The 17,998-nt window shown below is 64.4% G+C and carries 11 protein-coding genes; 7 read left to right on the top strand and 4 right to left on the bottom strand.

Annotation, left to right across the window (positions count from 1 at the left end; genetic code table 11):
• Nucleotides 1-39: 39 nt before the first annotated feature.
• From CXQ82_RS20100 to CXQ82_RS20090, 3 genes are read left to right on the top strand one after another with little or no spacing between them, the layout of a single operon-like run.
• Nucleotides 40-702, top strand: a complete 663-nt coding sequence (locus CXQ82_RS20100) for a hypothetical protein (RefSeq protein WP_101271962.1) — start codon at nucleotides 40-42, stop codon at nucleotides 700-702.
• Nucleotides 699-1,217, top strand: coding sequence for a hypothetical protein (locus tag CXQ82_RS20095; RefSeq protein WP_101271961.1), 519 nt, complete (start codon nucleotides 699-701; stop codon nucleotides 1,215-1,217). The genes CXQ82_RS20100 and CXQ82_RS20095 overlap by 4 nt, the downstream gene beginning before the upstream one ends.
• Complete coding sequence (locus CXQ82_RS20090) at nucleotides 1,214-1,720, top strand: hypothetical protein (RefSeq protein WP_101271960.1); 507 nt, start codon at nucleotides 1,214-1,216, stop codon at nucleotides 1,718-1,720. The genes CXQ82_RS20095 and CXQ82_RS20090 overlap by 4 nt, the downstream gene beginning before the upstream one ends.
• Here CXQ82_RS20090 and CXQ82_RS20085 read toward each other — a convergent pair.
• Nucleotides 1,714-3,123 (bottom strand): efflux transporter outer membrane subunit, encoded by a 1,410-nt coding sequence (locus tag CXQ82_RS20085; RefSeq protein WP_157832180.1) that lies wholly within the window; start codon nucleotides 3,121-3,123, stop codon nucleotides 1,714-1,716. The genes CXQ82_RS20090 and CXQ82_RS20085 overlap by 7 nt on opposite strands.
• The gene (locus tag CXQ82_RS20080; protein ID WP_101271958.1) at nucleotides 3,123-3,917 is read right to left on the bottom strand and encodes a helix-turn-helix transcriptional regulator; all 795 of its coding nucleotides are present in this window, start codon (nucleotides 3,915-3,917) and stop codon (nucleotides 3,123-3,125) included. Before CXQ82_RS20080 ends, CXQ82_RS20085 begins: the two co-directional genes overlap by 1 nt.
• A 476-nt stretch (nucleotides 3,918-4,393) precedes the next feature.
• Here CXQ82_RS20080 and CXQ82_RS20075 point away from each other — a divergent pair, with 476 nt between their 5' ends.
• Nucleotides 4,394-10,645, top strand: coding sequence for a non-ribosomal peptide synthetase (locus CXQ82_RS20075; RefSeq protein WP_101271957.1), 6,252 nt, complete (start codon nucleotides 4,394-4,396; stop codon nucleotides 10,643-10,645).
• 253 nt (nucleotides 10,646-10,898) lie between these two features.
• Here the strand turns inward: CXQ82_RS20075 and arnT are convergent, their stop codons facing one another.
• Entirely contained in the window at nucleotides 10,899-12,554 is a 1,656-nt protein-coding gene (gene arnT / locus CXQ82_RS20070) for a lipid IV(A) 4-amino-4-deoxy-L-arabinosyltransferase (protein WP_101273836.1), read from the bottom strand.
• 188 nt (nucleotides 12,555-12,742) lie between these two features.
• Nucleotides 12,743-13,417: a histidine phosphatase family protein gene (locus CXQ82_RS20065; RefSeq protein ID WP_101271956.1), complete on the bottom strand. Its 675-nt coding sequence runs from the start codon at nucleotides 13,415-13,417 to the stop codon at nucleotides 12,743-12,745.
• Nucleotides 13,418-13,691: 274 nt separating this feature from the next.
• Between CXQ82_RS20065 and CXQ82_RS20060 the strand changes: the two genes are divergently transcribed.
• Genes CXQ82_RS20060 through CXQ82_RS20050 form a run of 3 tightly spaced genes read left to right on the top strand, consistent with a single transcriptional unit; the run spans nucleotide 13,692 to nucleotide 17,879 of the window.
• Nucleotides 13,692-14,366 (top strand): ABC transporter ATP-binding protein, encoded by a 675-nt coding sequence (locus CXQ82_RS20060; protein WP_101271955.1) that lies wholly within the window; start codon nucleotides 13,692-13,694, stop codon nucleotides 14,364-14,366.
• Nucleotides 14,363-16,825 (top strand): FtsX-like permease family protein, encoded by a 2,463-nt coding sequence (locus CXQ82_RS20055; protein ID WP_101271954.1) that lies wholly within the window; start codon nucleotides 14,363-14,365, stop codon nucleotides 16,823-16,825. Before CXQ82_RS20060 ends, CXQ82_RS20055 begins: the two co-directional genes overlap by 4 nt.
• Complete coding sequence (locus tag CXQ82_RS20050) at nucleotides 16,815-17,879, top strand: lipocalin-like domain-containing protein (RefSeq protein ID WP_101271953.1); 1,065 nt, start codon at nucleotides 16,815-16,817, stop codon at nucleotides 17,877-17,879. The genes CXQ82_RS20055 and CXQ82_RS20050 overlap by 11 nt, the downstream gene beginning before the upstream one ends.
• Nucleotides 17,880-17,998 lie beyond the last annotated feature (119 nt).

The following is a 17,998-nucleotide window of genomic DNA, read 5'->3' as shown; positions in this document are numbered from 1 at the left end:
CGCTTGCAGCTTCCTTTTTGCCCGCGTTCAGGATTCGACATGCTTCGTTTTTCCAGGCCATTGGCCGTATTTTTGCTGGCGACCGCGCTGGCCGGGTGCGGCACGCAACCCGCCTCGCTGGTCAGCCAGCCGCTGCAACCCGGCCCTACCGAGCCGGTGGCTTACCTGGTGGGCTCCATCGGCCCGCAGAGCCTCACTGCCTCACCCGCACCCAACCAACGCCTGTTGTTTCGCAAGCGCGGTTCCGCGTATGGCGCGGCCGGTGTGTGGGTAGGCGCCGGGCGCGAAACGCCGCAGGATGTGCAGGACAAGGACGGCGCCGCCAGCGTGTTCGTGCTGGCGCTCAAGCCTGGGGATTACGAGTTCTACGATTTCCAGTTCTTCTCCAGCAACTACTCGCCGACCTTGGGCACCACTTACATCTCGCGCCAGGCGCGGGAGAAATTCAACCTGCCGCTGCGCCTGCAGGCCGGCAAGGCCTATTACCTCGGCGAATTCCGCTCGCTGTGCCTCGGTGCATCCCTGTGCGCCTTCCGTTGGCGTGACCAGCTAGGTCGCGACGAACCGCTCGCGCGCCAGTCGGTGCCGGGCTTGCCGAGCCTGCAGTTGCTGCCGCTGGATTATCGCAGCGCCGCCCCGTACATCATCGCGCCGCTGCCTGGCGGTGCGGGTCAGAACACCCTTCAAGAGAGTCGCCCATGAACCGCTGTATGACCCTTGGCGCCGTGGCGCTGCTGGCTGGTTGCGCGAGCACCAACACCTTGCCCGAGCGCACGTTGCCCGATGGCAAGGACTACCTCAAGCCGATCCATGTGATGGTCGATGACCCGGAGAATGCCGCGCAGGTGCGTAACCAGCTGCGCGAAACCGGGATATTTCGCAGCGTCGAAGCCGGCATGGGCAAGCCCGGGGATTATTCAGTGCTGATTCGCTCCGACGTGCAGCGCGACATGCCGCCGTTCCCCGTGGTGCTGCTGAGCGCGGCGACCCTGTTTCTGCTGCCGTTGTCGGTGAGCATCGACACCACCACAGAGTTTTCCCTGCAGCAGGATGGCAAGTCGTTGAAGCAGTACCGTTACCGCAACGTCACCCATAAATACAGCTGGCTGCTCGATGGTATCGGCGGCATGCAGCAAGAAAACAGCACGCGCATCGCCCGCGCGTTTGCCCAGGATGTACAACGCGATGGCCTGCTGCCGGTGGAGAGCGCGCAATGATCAGAATCAGCCTGTTGGCCGGTGTGCTGTTGCTCAGTGGTTGCAGCACCGCCCTCAAACCGCTGGACTACAAGGCCGAGCGCGCCTATGTGCCGATGAGCGTGAGCCTGCCGCCGGCCGCGTCGCGCTTCGATGAGCAAAAGCAGCGTGAAGTCATCCAGGTACTGCGTGGCACCGGCGCCTTCAGTTTCCTCGACGGTGGTTTCAGCAAGACCGGCTACAGCCTGCGCCTGGACCAGAGCGGCGGCAAAGGCGCCGGGGTGCTGCCGGCCGTACTCGGCGCGCTGACGCTGCTGACCGTGCCGATTCCCTACACCTATGAGCGTCAGTTGCACGGCACGTTGTACAAGGACGGTGAACTGCTGAAATCCTATGCCTACAAGCGCGGCGGCTGGACCGCCACCACCTGGTACATCCCCATGGCCGAGCCGCGCAGCGAAAGTGAAATGCTTGGCGAGCTGATGCGCGACCTCGACCACGATCGCTTGATTCCCTATCAGTAAGCCTTGGCCGTCAGCGCCGGCGCTTGCCCCCAGGCGCCGCCCAACGCGGTATACAAATTCACCTCCGCCACCAGCTGCGCCAGTCGATCCACAATCAGCCCCTGCTGGGCACTGAACAGTGAACGCTGGGCGTCGAGGAACGTGAGGTTGCTGTCCACGCCGCTGCGGTAGCGGTGTTGGGCCAGGTCGTAATAGGCCTGGTTGGCGGCGACAAAATCCCGTTGTGCGTCGAGCTGGTCGGTGAATGTCTGGCGGGCGGCGAGGCCGTCGGCGACTTCCTGGAAGGCGGTCTGGATGGATTGTTCGTACTGCGCCACGCCGATGTCTTTTTGCAGTTTGGCGTAGTCGAGGCTGGCGCGCAGGCTGCCGGCGTTGAAGATCGGCAGGTTGATCTGCGGCTGGAAGGTCCAGGTGCCCGAGCCGCCCTTGAACAGCCCTGACAGTTCGGTGCTGGCACTGCCGGCGTTGGCGGTGAGGGTGACTGACGGGAAAAACGCCGCACGGGCCGCGCCGATATTGGCGTTGGCGGCTTGCAGTTGGTACTCGGCCTGGAGGATATCCGGGCGGCGCTGCAGCAGGTCAGATGGCAGCCCGGCGGGCACGCGCGCGACCAAATCAGTGGCCAAGGGCCGCGCCGGCAGATGTTCATCCACCGCGCCGCCCACCAACAAGGTGAGGTTGTTGAGGTCCTGCGCCACCTGGCGTGCATAACGGGCCACGCTGGCGCGGGTGCTTTCGACGCTGGTGCGCGCCTGCACCACGTCCAGCGCCGAGGCCTTGCCGGCGGTTTTGCTGCGCGAGGTCAGTTGCCAACTGTGCTCGTCGGCGGCCAGAGTTTGTTGGGCGAGTGCCAGCAGCTCCTGGTCGGCACGCCAGGTCAGGTAGGCGTTGGCGACGTTGGCCACCAGGCTCAGTTGTGCACTGCGCCGGGCCTGTTCGGTGCCCAGGTAGGTGAGCATCGCCTGTTCGCTGAGGCTGCGCACGCGGCCGAACAAGTCCAGTTCATAGGCGCTGATGCCCAACGTGGCGGAATAGCTGGAGGTGATCGCGGGCTTGCCGGTGCCGGTCACATCCCCCGGCAACCTCTGGCGCTTGCCGGCGCCCGTGGCGGACACCGCCGGGAACAGGTCGGCGCGCTGGATACGGTACTGCGCCTGGAACGCCTCGACGTTCAGCGTCGCCACCCGCAGGTCGCGGTTATTGATCAGGGCCGTGTCAATCAACTGCTGCAGTGCCGGGTCGTGGAACACGCCTTGCCAGTCCGAGGTGGGCGCAGTGCGATACACCCCGCCTTGGGGGTACTGCGCCGGCACAGGGGCCACGGGCCGCTGGTATTCGGGGATCAGCGAGCAACCGCCGAGCATCCAGGCCAGGCCGACAGTGGTCAACGTGTGACTCTTCATCAAGCGCCCACCATCCATTTGGCCAGGCCATGCCGACCACTCACGCCCAGCTTGGCGGCGGCGCGCTTGAGGTAAGTCTCGATGGAGCTGTTTTTCACGCTGAGTTTTTCCGCCATTTGCGGCACGGTGCCGCCGGTCAACAGGCCCAGGCACACCTCCTGCTCCCGCGCCGACAGGGTGATGTCACCCAGTGACAGGCGCTTGTAGAACTCACGTTGCAACTGCGATTGCTCCAGCAACGTGTGAGCCGGCGCGGCCTCGGTCTGCGGTACCTGGCGCAGGCTCTGGGCGTGGCACTCGATCAGCGGCAGCAGGGTGTCCGATAAACACTTGAGAAACGACAATTCGGCCAAGGAAAACCCGCGCTGGGCGGGCGGGCGGTAGAACGAAATTACATAGCGCCGGTTGCCCTGGCGCGATACCAGGTTGCACTGGTGCGAGGTGCCTCGCGGGTGCGCACTGTCGGCCTTGGCCTTGAGCTGGATCAGCAGCGGGTCTTGCATACCGAGCATGTCGCGCAGCAGGGGGTGATCATTGATCGAAGGCAAGCTCAGGGGCGCAGGCAGGTCCTGCTTCTGGCCGGCGCTGCCGAGCAAGGTGATGTCGAGCACGCGGTCGCGCAGCTCGTCGAGGGTCCACTCACTGAGATCCACCAGGTGGATCGGCACCCATTTATCCACCAGGTTCAACATGTGGGCGGCAAAATTCGCCTGGCCGCTGCTGGAAATCAACTCACCCATTTCGGCATAAAAATGCGGGCTGTGCGTGTTGTTCATACTGCTCGTCAAACTCATAGCCATCTCATCCTTGATGTCGAAAACCGTCACAAACTCCCTGGGCCTCTGCGGGGCGATCCGTTCCTCATGAAGCAGAGTCGGCACTCGAGAGTGTATTTAGCCTGGGGATTCGTCCTACGTATGTAGCAGAAACGAGGGACACAACGTGCCATAAAAACATCGTCATTAATTCGAGGTTTCTGACATGCAATTCCGGCGAAGAAAATTTTAAAATAGCCTTTATATTTATTTAACTAGTTGATATTTAACGTAAATTTATATTTTAAAAAACGTTCTAAAAAATCCGACATCGGCCAGTTATAGCCAATCTCCTACAGCCCTTTAATCGTTTCAGCAGTGAACCTTCAGCCAAGCCCGTTTCCATCGCTTTGGATGTCCGGGTTTCGGGTGTCAGACCGCCCCCGGAGCCCATGCTCAAATCCGGCCATTTCGCCGTCCCTGCGCGGCCAATGCCTGACCATGAGAAGGATCTTATGAAGCACTCCTCCAGCTTCCCTCTTACCGCCGCCCAGCAGGACGTCTGGCTCGACCAACTGCGCGCGGGCGACTCGCCGCTGTACAACATCGGCGGCTATGTGGACTTCGCCGGGGCCGTGGTGCCCGAGCTGATCCAGCGCGCCGTCGAGCAATTGGTGGCCAGGCACGATGCGTTGCGCACGCAGTTGCACAGCGATGCCGACGGTTTGCCGCGCCAGGTCTTTGCCCCCGCCATGGTGGTGGAGGTGCCTGTGCATGACGTCTCGGCACTGCCCGACCCGCAGGCCGCGAGCCAGGCCTTGATGCATGCGCAAATGGCCCGGCCCTATGTGCTGGAAGGCGCGCCGCTGTTCCGGTTTTTCCTGGTCAAACTCGACGACACCCACTACCGCCTCGGCACCCAGGCCCACCACCTGATCCTCGACGGCTGGGGGTTCGGCCAGATGCTGCAATCGCTGGCGCAGCTGTACAGCGCCCTGGAGCAGGGCCGGCCGGTGGACGCGGTGGCAGCCTCCTATACCGACTTTATTCACGCCGACCAGCACTACCACCACTCCGCGCGTTACCCCCGCGACCGGGCCTATTGGCTCGGCAAATACCAGGCGCTGCCCGAGCCGTTGCTGGTCCCCCGGCACACCGCGCAGGCACCCAGCAACACGTTGGTAGAGCCGTTTGCGGTCGAGCTGCTCAGGCGCATGGAGCACGTGGCCCAGCGTTATCAGGCGTCGGCGTTTCATGTGTTGCTGGCGGCAATGTATGTGTACTTCACCCGTGCTCACCAACGCGATGAGTGGGTGGTTGGCCTGCCGATTCTCAACCGCTCCAACGCGGCGTTTCGTGGCACCGTCGGGTTGTTTGCCCAAGTCAGTGCGGTGCGTTTTCAGTTCAGCGAGCAGTTGCCCTTTAGCGCGCTGGTGCGCGGTGTGCGTGACCAGCTCAAGCAGGACTTTCGCCACCAGCGTTTCCCGTTGAGCGAGATGAACCGTGAGCTCGGCCTGCGGCGCAGCGATCGCGGCCAGCTGTTTGACCTGTCGGTGTCGTTCGAGCAGGACGACCATGACCTGCGCTTCGGCCAGGTGCAGGCGCGGGCGGTCAAGGTCTCCAACCACTATGAGCCGCTGCCCATCGCCATCCACCTGCGCAGCAACCGCTACCAGGCCACGGCGTGCCTGCATTGCGTGTACAACGAGGCGTACTTTCAGCACGACGAGGTGCAGGCGCTCACGCGGCGCTTGATCGGGTTGTTGGAGCAAGGCCTGGACGATACGGCGCTGCAGGTGGGCGAGTTTGCCCTGGTCACGCCCGCCGAACAGGCCCAGCTGCAACGCTGGAATGCCACCGCGCAGCCCACCGTTGCGCCGCATACCCTGCACGCGCGCATCGAAGCCCAGGTGATGCGTACGCCGGATGCTGTGGCCGTCGTGCAGCAGGGCCGGCAACTGACTTACGCTCAACTCAACCAACAGGCGAATGCCCTGGCCCAGCAACTGCTCGAGCGCGGCGTGCAGCCGGATGATCGCGTGGCGGTGTTGGCGCGGCGCGGGCCTGACACGCTGGTGGGGTTGTTGGCGGTGCTCAAGGCCGGCGCCTGCTATGTGCCGGTGGACCCGGCCCATCCCGCTGAGCGCCTGCATTACTTGCTGCAGGAAAGCGCGCCGGTGGTGGTGCTGACCCAACAGGCGCTGCTGCCGCGCCTGCCCGCGCTGGATGTGCCGGTGATCGTGCTGGACCGCCCGACCTTCGACCTCGGCCCCAACCCACGCGTGGCCGTCACGCCCACGAACCTCGCCTACGTGATCTACACCTCCGGTTCCACCGGCCTGCCCAAAGGCGTGATGGTGGAGCACCACACGGTGGTCAACCTGGTGGACTGGCACTGCCAGGCCTTCGACCTGCACGCCGGCAGCCACACCGCCAGCGTGGCCGGGTTTGGCTTTGATGCGATGGCTTGGGAGGTCTGGCCGGCACTGTGCGTGGGCGCGACCCTGCACCTGCCGCCGGCCCACGATGGCGCGGAAGATCTCGACGCGCTGCTGGGCTGGTGGCGCAGCCAGCCGTTGCAGGTGAGTTTCCTGCCGACGCCGGTGGCCGAGTACGCCTTCAGCCAAGGCCTGGACCACCCGACCCTGCGGACCTTGCTGATCGGCGGCGACCGCCTGCGAGGGTTCAAGCAGGCGCAGACCTTCGACGTGATCAATAACTACGGTCCCACCGAAGCCACGGTGGTCGCCACCTCCGGCCGTGTCGAGGTGGGCCGGCCGCTGCATATCGGCGGGCCCATCGCGAATGCCACGGTGTACCTGCTGGACGCGCAGCAGCGCCCGGTGCCGATTGGCATGCCGGGGGAGGTCTACATCGGCGGAAAAGGCGTGGCGCGCGGTTACCTGAACCGCCCCGAATTGACCGCCGAACGCTTCCTCGATGACCCGTTCAACCGCGGTCGAATGTACCGCAGTGGCGACCTCGCGCGCTGGCTGCCGGACGGCAACCTGGAATACCTCGGGCGCAATGACGACCAGGTGAAAATCCGTGGCGTGCGCATCGAACTGGGCGAAATCGAATCGGCACTGGCCAGCCACCCGGCAATCAAGGAAGCCGTGGTGCAGTACCGCGAAGGGCAGTTGCAGGCCTGGTACATCCCGCATCATGCGGTGACGATCGAAGCCCTGCGCAGCCATCTGCAAGCCGCGTTGCCGGACTACATGCTGCCCGTGGCCTATGTGAAACTCGACGCGTTGCCCCTGACCGCCAACGGCAAACTCGACCGCAAGGCCTTGCCGGCACCGACTCAGGCAGCCTTTGTAACGCGCCTGTTCGAAGCGCCGCGCGAGGGCGTGGAAACGCTCCTGGCGCAGATCTGGGCCGAGCTGTTGCAGGTGCAGTCGGTGGGGCGGCATGACCACTTTTTCGAGTTGGGCGGGCATTCGTTGCTGGCCGTGCAGCTGGTGCAACGCATGCGCCAGGCGGGCCTGCACGCGGATGTGCAGGTGCTGTTCGGTCAACCGACGTTGGCGGCGCTGGCGGCAGTCAGTGAGGGCACCGAGGTGGCGGTACCGGCCAATCGGGTGCCGGTGGATTGCACCCGCATCACGCCTGACATGCTGGCCCTGGCCGACCTCGACCAGCCGAGCCTGGATCGCATCGTCGCCGGCGTACCCGGTGGTGCCGCGAATGTGCAGGAGATCTATCCACTCGCGCCTTTGCAGGAAGGCTTGCTTTACCACCACCTCACTGACGCGCGGGATCCGTATCAGCAACACGCGCTGTTCAGCTTTGCGCGCCGTGAGCAGCTGGACGCCTTCGCCCAAGCCCTGCAACAGGTGATCGACCGCCACGACATCCTGCGCACCAGCCTGGCGTGGGACGCCCTCGAGCAGCCGATGCAAGTCGTGTGGCGCCACGCCCGGCTACGCGTCGAACCGCTGCGCGACGACGGTGCCGCGCTGGACCTGCGCCAGGCGCCGCTGATGGCCCTGGATTACGCCGAAGAGCCGCAGCGCTGGGTTGCGCGGCTGCGTTTCCATCACCTGGTCAACGACGCCACCTCGACCGGTGTGCTGGTGGATGAAATCCGCGCCCATCTGCTTGGTGAACAAGCGCAGCTGCCGGCGCCGGTGCCGTATCGCAACGTGGTCGCGCAAGCCCGCCTGCCGGCGCGGTTGGCCGCCCATGAGGGGTTCTTTCGCGAGCGTCTGGCGGATATCGATGAGCCGACCCTGGCCTTTGGTCTTCAGGAACGCCAGGCCGATCGCGCCAACATCGAGGCCTTCGAGCAGCCCGTGAGCGCTGCTCTCAACCATCGCCTGCGGACCCAGGCGCGTGCCCTTGGCGTCAGCGCCGCCAGCCTGTTCCACCTGGCCTGGGCGCAGGTCCTCAGCCGTGTGGCCGGTCGCGATGACGTGGTGTTCGGCACCGTATTGCTCGGCCGCCTGCAAGCGGGCGAGGGCGCTGACCGGGCCCTGGGCATGTTCATCAATACCTTGCCGTTGCGCCTGTGCCTGGCTGGGCAGACCGTGGTGGATGCGCTGCACGACACCCATCGCCAGCTCAGTGCCTTGCTCGCCCACGAGCAAGCCTCGCTCGCCCTGGCCCAGCGATGCAGCAGCACGGCGCCGCTGTTCAACAGCCTGCTCAATTACCGTCACACCGCCGCCGACCCTGCGCTGAAGCTGGTGCCCGGCATCGCCTTGCTCAGCAGTGAAGATATCCTCAGTTACCCGCTGATGCTCACCGTGGACGACATCGGCAGCGGCTTTCAGCTCAAGGCCAAGGCCCCGCGTGAGGTGGGTGCCGAACGCCTGCTTGGCTACCTCGACACGGTGCTCAATGGCTTGGCGGATGCCTTGGAAAACACCCCGCAACGGCCGTTGCACGAGGTGCAGGTATTGCCCGCCAGCGAGCTGCACTCCCAGCTGGTGGACTTTAACGCCACCGCCACCGACTACCCCGATGCCCTCACCGTGCACGCGTTGTTCGAAGCCCATGTGCGGCTGAATCCCCACGCCATCGCGGTGCAGGCTGGCGAGCGGCAACTGACTTACCGCGAGCTCAACGAACGGGCCAACCAGCTCGCCTATTACCTGCGCGAGCGCGGCGTGCAGCCGGATGCGCGGGTGGCGCTGTGTGTCGAACGCGGGCTGGACCTGGTGGTGGGCTTGCTGGCGATCCTCAAGGCCGGCGGCGCCTACGTGCCGCTGGACCCGGGTTACCCGCGCGAACGCCTGGCCTACATGCTGCACGACAGCCAGCCGGTGGCGCTGCTGGTACACGCCGCCACCCGCGAGTTGCCGGGTGAGGTGACGATCCCGCTGATCGATTTCGACCACTGCGCCTGGGGCCATGCACCGACGGGTAACCCGTTGGTGCCGGGGCTGAGCGTGGCCAACCTGGCCTATGTGATGTACACCTCGGGCTCCACCGGCACGCCCAAAGGCGTGATGATTGCGCATCGCGGCCTGGGCAACCTGATGCACTGGGGCTCCCGGCTCTGCCCGAATGCCGAAGGCGGCGCGTTGCTGCAGCGTGCGCCGTTCAGTTTCGACGGCTCGGTGTGGGAGCTGTTCTGGCCGCTCACCAATGGCATGCGCCTGGTGCTGGCGCGGCCCGATGGGCACCGCGAGCCGACGTACCTGGCGCAGGTGATTCGCGAGCAGCAAATCACCGTGATCAAGTTCGTGCCGGCGATGTTGCAGCAGTTTCTGGAGCTGGAAGAGTCCGCCCTGTGCACCAGCCTCACTGACCTGTTGTGCGGCGGCGGCGAACTCACCGAAGCCTTGGCCCTTGGCGTGCAGGCGCGCCTGCCGACGGTGCGCTTGCATAACGTGTACGGCCCCACCGAAGCCACGGTGGACAGCAGCGCCTGGACCCTGGAGCCCGGCGCCCGCGTGCCCGCGCGGCAATTGCCGATTGGCCGCGCGATCAGCAACACGCGGTTGTATGTGCTGGATGCACACGGCGCGCCCGTGCCGCTGGGTGTCAGCGGCGAGTTGCATATCGGTGGGGTTGGCGTGGCGCGCGGCTATCTGGGCCTGGAGCAGATGACCGCCGAGCGTTTTATCGACAGCCCGTTCGTGGCTGGTGATCGGCTGTATCGCACTGGCGACCTGGTGCGTTACCTGCCTGACGGCAACCTGGAATTCCTCGGGCGCAATGACTTCCAGGTCAAGCTGCGCGGTGTGCGCCTGGAGCTGGGGGAAATCGAGTCGCGCCTGCTGGCGCATCCGGCGCTGCGTGAGGTGGCGGTGTTGATTCGTGATGAGCGGCTGGTGGCGTATTTCACCACGCGGGCTGCGGCACCGAGCCTGGACGCGTTGCGCGCGCATGTGTTGGAGCAGTTGCCGGAGTACATGGTGCCCGCGGCGTTTGTGCAACTTGAGGTGTTGCCGCTGAACCCGGCCGGCAAGCTTGATCGCAAGGCCTTGCCGGAGCCGGGGTTGGAGGCGGTGGTGAGCCGGGTGTATGAAGCACCGATAGGCGAGGTGGAAGGGGTGATGGCCGGGGTATGGGCTGAGGTGTTGAAGTTGGAGCGGGTGGGGCGGCATGACCACTTTTTTGAGTTGGGTGGGCATTCGTTGTTGGCGGTGAATCTGGTGGCGCGGTTGCGTAAGGCGGGGTTGGAGGTGGATGCGCGGATGGTGTTTAGCCAGCCGACGGTGGCGCAGTTGGCGGGGTGTTGTGCGGCTCAGGTGCAACGGGTTGAAGTGGCTCAGACCGCTATTCCTCAGCTCAACCGCCGGCGTCGGATCTAGGGTTGGGTCAGGGTGTTTAACGGGGCGCCTAAGATCAAAATCAAACAGCACAGCGCGGCGGCCTTAGAGCCGACCGGTTTTTTGCCTCGTACTGGGTCAAAAATGTGGGAGCGGGCTTGCTCGCGAATGCGGTGGATCAGTAACAGAAATATTGACTGACCCACTGCCATCGGACGCGAGTAAACGCAGGGTGGCAGCTGTACGCAGGTTAGTCGAACGGTCAGGAGCATCCGGCGCGCCCCAAGGCGCCGCATCATCGCAGCTGCGGGTAGATAATCAGCTGCAGATACCCCTTGGAATAGCGTTTCCCCCCTGGCGGCAATTGCCCGGCCTCGCGCATTTCACTGGTGCTGTTGATCCGCATTAGCACGCCAACCGAGCCGTGTTGGCGTGCGTCGTTCAGCCAGGCTTGAACCTGGTCCAACTCGACTTTGCGCTTCATTGCGCCGGCGTATTGCAGGCCGTAGCGCAACTCGCCTTCGGTGTCATACAGCGCCACGTCGGTTCGGTGCAGGCGCCAGGCCATGGCGCTGGCATTTTCCAGGGCATTCGCCAGCAGCGCGTGGGTCTGTTGCAACTCGTCCAGATGCTCGAGCACGAACTGATCGGGCATTTCGTTATCCGCGATCTGCGCTGGCATGCTCGCCGGCAGCAGGATCACCAGCACGCCGATACCCAGCGTCGGCAACGCCCACAACGTCAGCGGGCGAAAGGCTTGCAGCAGGTTGGCAAGCACCCACACCAGCAGCACGATAAAGGCCAGCGACAGGCTGAACATCTCGGCGAGGCCATGGCCGTACAGCGGCTTGGTGAGTTGCAGGTAGATCAGGCCAATCATGGCCGCCATGCCGATCGCGACATTGAGCAGGCCATTGAGCCACAGCGCGCGGGCTTTGACCTGGCTGAGTTGATCGATCAGGTTATGCCCCATCAGCAGCGCCAGCGGCAGCAGGCACGGCATGATGTAGGTCGGCAGTTTACCCTTGCTGAGGCTGAACAACCCCAGCGGCAACAGCAGCCACAGGGCGAGGAAAGTGATTGCCGGCTGGCGTTTTTCTGCCCAGGCCTTGTGCAGGGTGTTGGGCAATAGCCCGGCCCACGGCAGGCACGCCACCGCCATGATCGGCAGGAAGAACCACCAGGGCCGCACGTGTTGCGCGTCGTCGGCGCTGAAGCGGCGAATGTGTTCATTCCAGAAAAAGAAGCGCCAGAAGTCCGGTTCCTGCAGGTGGATCGCCAGTGCCCACGGCACGCACGCCAAGGCTGCCACCACTACAGCCAGCGGGCCGTAGCGCAGCAACTCACCCAGGCGCCGTTGCCAGAGCATGTAGGGCACGGCAATCAACACCGGCAACGCCCAGGCCAGGAAACCCTTGGTCATGAAGCCCATGGCGCACGCCAGGCCCACCACTGCCCATGACCACAGACGACCGCGGGTCGTGTGGCTATCCAGGGCAAACCACAGCGCGACCAGGCTCAGGTTGACCCACAAGGTGAATTGCGGATCGAGGTTGGAATACCCGGCTTGCCCGGCCACCAGGCCGAAGCTCAGGTAGAGCAGGGCGCAGGCGCAGCTCTTGCGCGGGTCGTTCCACAGGCGCCGGGCGAGCAGATAGGCCAGCAGCACGCTCAGGCCGCTGGTCAGCGCCGAGGCAATGCGAACACCGAACAGGTTCTGGCCGAACACGGCCTGGCCCAGGGCGATCAGCCAGTAACCGCCGGCCGGTTTTTCGAAATAGCGGATGCCCATGAAGTGCGGCGCCACCCAGTTGCCGCTCAGCAGCATTTCCTGGCTGATCTGGGCATAGCGGGTTTCGTCGGGTATCCACAAACCATGCAGGCCGAGGGGCAACAGGTAAAACGCGGCGAAGGCCAGTAGCAATAGTGGCAAGGGTTTTAATCGGGTTATCACAACGTCGCTCCTTGACGTTTAAAAACAACTGTTTGAAGTAATAAAGTAATAGTGCAATACATCACAACGTTCATTGAGTGACAGGAAATATTCATGACGTCCTTAATTAAAAGGCGCAACTAAACATGCCAGAACATGGCTGTCTTTTTGCTGAACATAGGCCGTGGCGGCGGGTTAGGAGGTGTTTAGAGTTGCTTTAGCGCGGCGGGCCATTGCGCGTTGTTGACGATGCCCAGGGCCTTGAATTTGCCATGCGGCAACACCTGCACGAACAGCGCGCTGCCGTACTCGGGGAAGGCCGCTCGGGGAAAGCCCAGGGTGGCTTCGAAGTCGGCGATGCAGCCGCTGTGAGTGACGAAAACCAGGTTACGCCCGGGGGCCTTGTGGCTGAGCAACTCCTCGCCCATGGCGGCGCCGCACACGGCTTTCTCGCCGGAAGTGACCTCGTTTTTGCCGAACATGAAGCGCAGGGTCTGGGCGGTGCGAATGGCCGGGCTGGCGAGTACGTCGCTGGCGTCCATGCCCAATGTTTTAAAGGCTTTGCCGAGGTTGTCGGCGTGTTCGCTGCCGTTGATCGTCAGGCCTTCCACCGGCCCCAGGCAAGGGTTGGTCGAACGGTCGCAGCGTTCTTCATGGCGCACCAGTACGATCAGGTCGCCGTCGCGCCACAGGGGCAACACCTGGGAGGTCAGCAGGCGATTGCCGATGCCCAGGTCGCGTGGCGAAGAGGGCCAGAACAGGCTGCCGGTGAGCAGCAGGGCGACCACCGCAATCCCCAGGCCGAGGGCTGGCCAGCGCTTGAAAAAGCGTCGACGCGGGCGCGGTTTGGTCAGGGTAAGGTCAACCACTTCATTCACCATGGGCGCTGTTGGCAATCTTGTATTAATTAGGCGCAACGTATTGGCGAATAGCCGCAGTGAAACAAGAGGCTGTCACAGGGCGGCTGTCTTTTCGCTGAACATGTTGCGGTTAAAAGTTGTCACCTGTGGCAACTGCAAAGTTGCCCGGCAGTGACGCGTGATGGGTAATTTAAAGAGGCATGGGTGGGCAGCCGGTGAAATCCATGTGAAAAATTTGCGTGGCCTTGGTCGGCAGCCGTTATTCTCGATTGCCCGCCCTTAAACGAGTGTTCTCATGCTGCAAGTGCAAGGTGTTTTCAAAAGCTATGCCACGCCCCAGGGCCCCCTGGCGGTACTGGCGGGTGTCGACTTGCACCTGGCTGCGCGCAGCAGCCTCGCGTTGATGGGCGAATCCGGCAGTGGCAAGAGCACCCTGTTGCACCTGGTGGCCGGGCTTGACCGCGTGGATGGCGGCTGCATCCAGGTGGGCGAGCAACGCCTTGACCAACTGGGCGAAGCGCAACTGGCCCACTGGCGGCGTACCGAAATCGGCCTGGTGTTCCAGCAGTTCAACCTGATCAGCAGTTTGCGTGTCGACGACAACCTGGCCTTCCAGGCCCGCCTGGCGGGGCGCTTCGATGCCCAATGGCAGGCGCAACTGGTGGAACGCCTGGGCCTGGGCGACCTGCTCAAGCGTTACCCGGAACAACTCTCGGGCGGCCAGCAGCAACGCGTGGCGGTGGGGCGCGCGCTGGCCTCGCGCCCGCGGTTGCTGTTGGCCGACGAGCCCACCGGCAACCTCGACGAAGCTACCAGCGATGAGGTGCTGCAACTGCTGCTTGACCTGCTGCGCGACAGCCCCACCAGCCTGTTGATGGTCACCCACAGCCCGCGCATCGCCGCGCGGCTGGACCGGCAGGTGGTGTTGCATCATGGGCGGGTCGTGCCTACCGAGGCAGCGTCCGGGTGAGCGTGTTTTATTGGACCATGCGCGCTTTGCTCAGCCACTGGCGGCGCCATCCGGTGCAGTTTTTCAGCGTATTGACCGGCTTGTGGCTGGCCACCGCTTTGTTGACCGGCGTGCAGGCCCTCAACAGCCAGGCACGCGATAGCTATGCGCGCGCCAGCCAACTGATCGGCGGCGAACCCCAGGCCAGCCTCAGTGCGCCGGATGGGGCGAGTTTCCCGCAGGCGCTGTTCTCCCAGTTGCGCCGCGCCGGGTGGCCGGTGTCGCCGGTGGTGCAGGGGCGCGTGCAACTCAAGGGCATGGAGGACGTGCGCCTGCAATTGATGGGGATCGACCCGCTGTCGTTGCCCGGCGGCGGTGCGGTGGCCGGGCAGCGTTTTAGCCAGGCGCAGATGCTCGGGTTTTTTACCCCGCCGGGGCGAACCTGGATCGCCCCGCAAACCTTGCAGGCGCTGGGGCTGCGTGAGGGCGCGCAGCCCGTCACGTTGAGCGGGCAGGCGTTGCCGCCCTTGCAGGCCCAGCCCGATATGGCGCCCGGCCTGTTGCTCACCGACATCGGTTTTGCCCAGCCGCTGCTGCAGATGCCCGAGCGTCTGTCGCGGTTGCTGCTGGACAAGGCCTTCGCCGCCAGCCATCCCACGCCTCCGGCGGCGCTGCAACTCAAGCAGGGCGAGGACAATAACCTCGCACGCCTGACTGAGAGCTTTCACCTGAACCTCGACGCATTGGGCATGCTCGCGTTCGTGGTGGGGCTGTTTATCGTGCACGCCGCCATCGGCCTGGCGCTGGAGCAGCGGCGCGGGCTGTTGCGGACCTTGCGCGCCTGTGGGGTGAGTGCGCGTCTGTTGGTGCTCGGGCTGGGCGTCGAACTGGGAGCTTTATCGTTGTTGGGCGGGGTGCTCGGCGTTGCCAGCGGTTACCTGTTGGCCAGCCTGCTGCTACCGGATGTGGCCGCCAGCCTGCGCGGGTTGTATGGCGCCGAAGTGCCCGGGCAGTTGAGTCTGAGCCCGGGATGGTGGCTGGCGGGGCTCGGCCTGAGCCTGCTGGGCGCCGTGCTCGCCGGTGCCGGCAGCCTGTGGCGGGCGGCGCGTTTGCCGTTGCTGGCGCTGGCCAATGCCCAGGCCTGGCATGAGGCTCATGGGCGCTGGTTGCGGCGCCAGGGTTGGGTGGCCGGCATCGCGTTGTCGATTGCGTTGCTGGCGTTGTGGTTGGGTGACAGCCTGGCCGCCGGGTTTGTGCTGATGGCCGCGTTGCTGCTCGGCGCCGCCCTTGGTTTGCCGGTACTGCTCAACGCCTTGTTGAAGGCGGTGTTGGGGCGCAGCCGCGGGGTACTCGGGCAATGGTTTCTCGCCGACTGCCGCCAGCAATTGCCGGCGCTGAGCCTGGCGCTGATGGCGCTGCTGTTGGCGCTGGCCGCGAACATCGGTGCGGGGTCGATGACGTCGGGCTTTCGTCACACCTTCAATAACTGGCTGGAGCAACGCCTCACCGCCGAGCTGTACCTCAACCCGCAAAACCCGGCCCAGGCGGAGCAACTCAGCACGTGGCTGGCGCAGCAACCCCTGGTGCAGACTGTATTGCCCACCTGGCAGGTGGCCGTGCAAGTGCAGGGCTGGCCGGCGGATCTGTTTGGCGTGGTTGACGACCCCACCTATCGCCAGCACTGGCCTTTGCTGGACGCGGTGCGCGCACCCTGGGACCAGTTGCAGCAAGGCGACACCCTGATGCTCAGCGAGCAACTGGCGCGGCGGCTGGCGGTGAGCCTTGGCGACACGGTCAAAATTTCCACGCCGCAAGGTGTGTGGGCACCCAAGGTAGTGGGGATCTACGCCGACTATGGCAACCCCAAGGGCCATATGCTGGTCACTTCCGCGCAACTGCTGGCCCACTGGCCGGGGCTGTCACCGGCACGGTTCAACCTGCGGGTCGCGCCGACCGATGTGGCGCCGCTGATCCATGCGGTGCAGCGCGCCTTCGCCCTGGAAGACAGCCGGATCGTCGACCAGCAGCAGCTCAAGGGTTGGTCGAGCCAAGTGTTCGAACGCACCTTTGCCGCCACGGCGGCGCTCAACAGCCTGACGCTCGGCGTGGCCGGCGTGGCGCTGTTTATCAGCCTGTTGACCCAGAGCCAAAGCCGCCTCGGCCAGCTCGCGCCGCTGTGGGCCCTGGGCGTGACACGGCGGCAATTGATGCTGCTGAACCTGGGGCAGACCTGGCTGCTGGCGCTGCTCACGCTGGTCCTCGCGCTGCCGTTGGGCGTGTTGTTGGCCTGGTGCCTGGACGCGGTGATCAATGTGCAGGCGTTTGGCTGGCGGTTGCCGTTGCAGGTGTTCCCGTGGCAATTGGCGCAGTTGCTGGGGCTGGCGATGTTGGCCACGCTGTTGGCATCGGCCTGGCCGCTGTGGCAGTTGTACCGCAGCCGCCCGGCTGACTTGTTGAGGACGTTTGCCCATGAAGATTAAGTCGCTGCTATGGGCTGCACTGTTGCTGGTGAGTGCCTGCGACAAAGCCCCCGCACCCGAGGAAAGCTTCGCCGGGTTGGGCAGTGACGCGGCGGATTTTGCCCAGGTGGTGCCCGGCAAGGTCTTCAGCTTCCCCGAGGACCATGGCCCCCACGCGGGCTTTCGCATTGAATGGTGGTATGTCACCGCCAACCTCAAGGATGCCCAGGGCAATCTGTACGGCGTGCAATGGACGTTGTTTCGCAATGCCCTCAAGGCCGGGCCGACGCAAGCGGGCTGGCAGGATTCGACCGTCTGGCTGGGCCACGCCGCCGTCACCTCTGCCACCCGTCACTATGCCGCCGAGCGTTATGCACGTGGCGGCGTCGGCCAGGCCGGGGCGCAGGCGATGCCGTTCAATGCCTGGATCGACGACTGGAATTTCGCCAGCCGCCCGGGTGCAGCCAGCCCCCTGGCGGACATGCAGCTCAAGGCCAGCGGCGCGCACTTCGCCTATGACCTGCAGCTGACCTCCAGCCGCCCGCTGGTGTTGCAGGGCGACGGCGGCTACAGTCGCAAATCCGACCAGGGCCAGGCTTCGTACTACTACAGTCAGCCGTTTTTCAGCGCCAGTGGCAGCGTGAGCATCGATGGCAAGGTCTACCAAGTCACCGGCCCCGCGTGGCTCGATCGCGAATGGAGCAGCCAACCGCTGGCCGCCAGCCAGACCGGTTGGGACTGGTTCTCCCTGCACCTCGACCGTGGCGAGCAGTTGATGCTGTTTCGGGTACGGCAAACCGACGGTGCGGCCTACCTGACCGGCACCTGGATCGACCGCGAAGGCCGTACCCAAACCCTGCATAACGCCGATATCCAATTGGTGCCCCTGGCAACCACGACCATCGACGGGCGCAAGATGCCTACACGTTGGTCGCTGAAAATTCCCGGCAAACAGCTGGATATCGTCACTGACGCCGTCAACCCGAACGCCTGGATGAACCTGAGTATTCCGTACTGGGAAGGCCCGGTGCAGTTCGAGGGTGGGGTGGGTTACCTGGAAATGACCGGTTATTAGGCTGGTTTCTGTAGGCACTGTTTCTTAGCTAAGTAGGCAACTTCCCAAATGTAATTCGCCCCCCTTGGGCTTGTGTCCGGGGCGGGTTCGCTTGCTTATATTTCGGCGCCATCTTCATT

Origin of the sequence: Pseudomonas sp. S09G 359 (assembly GCF_002843605.1) — a bacterium.
GTDB lineage: Bacteria > Pseudomonadota > Gammaproteobacteria > Pseudomonadales > Pseudomonadaceae > Aquipseudomonas.
The sequence above is the reverse complement of the archived record's forward strand: the minus strand, read 5'-3'. Positions and strand labels throughout refer to the sequence as shown.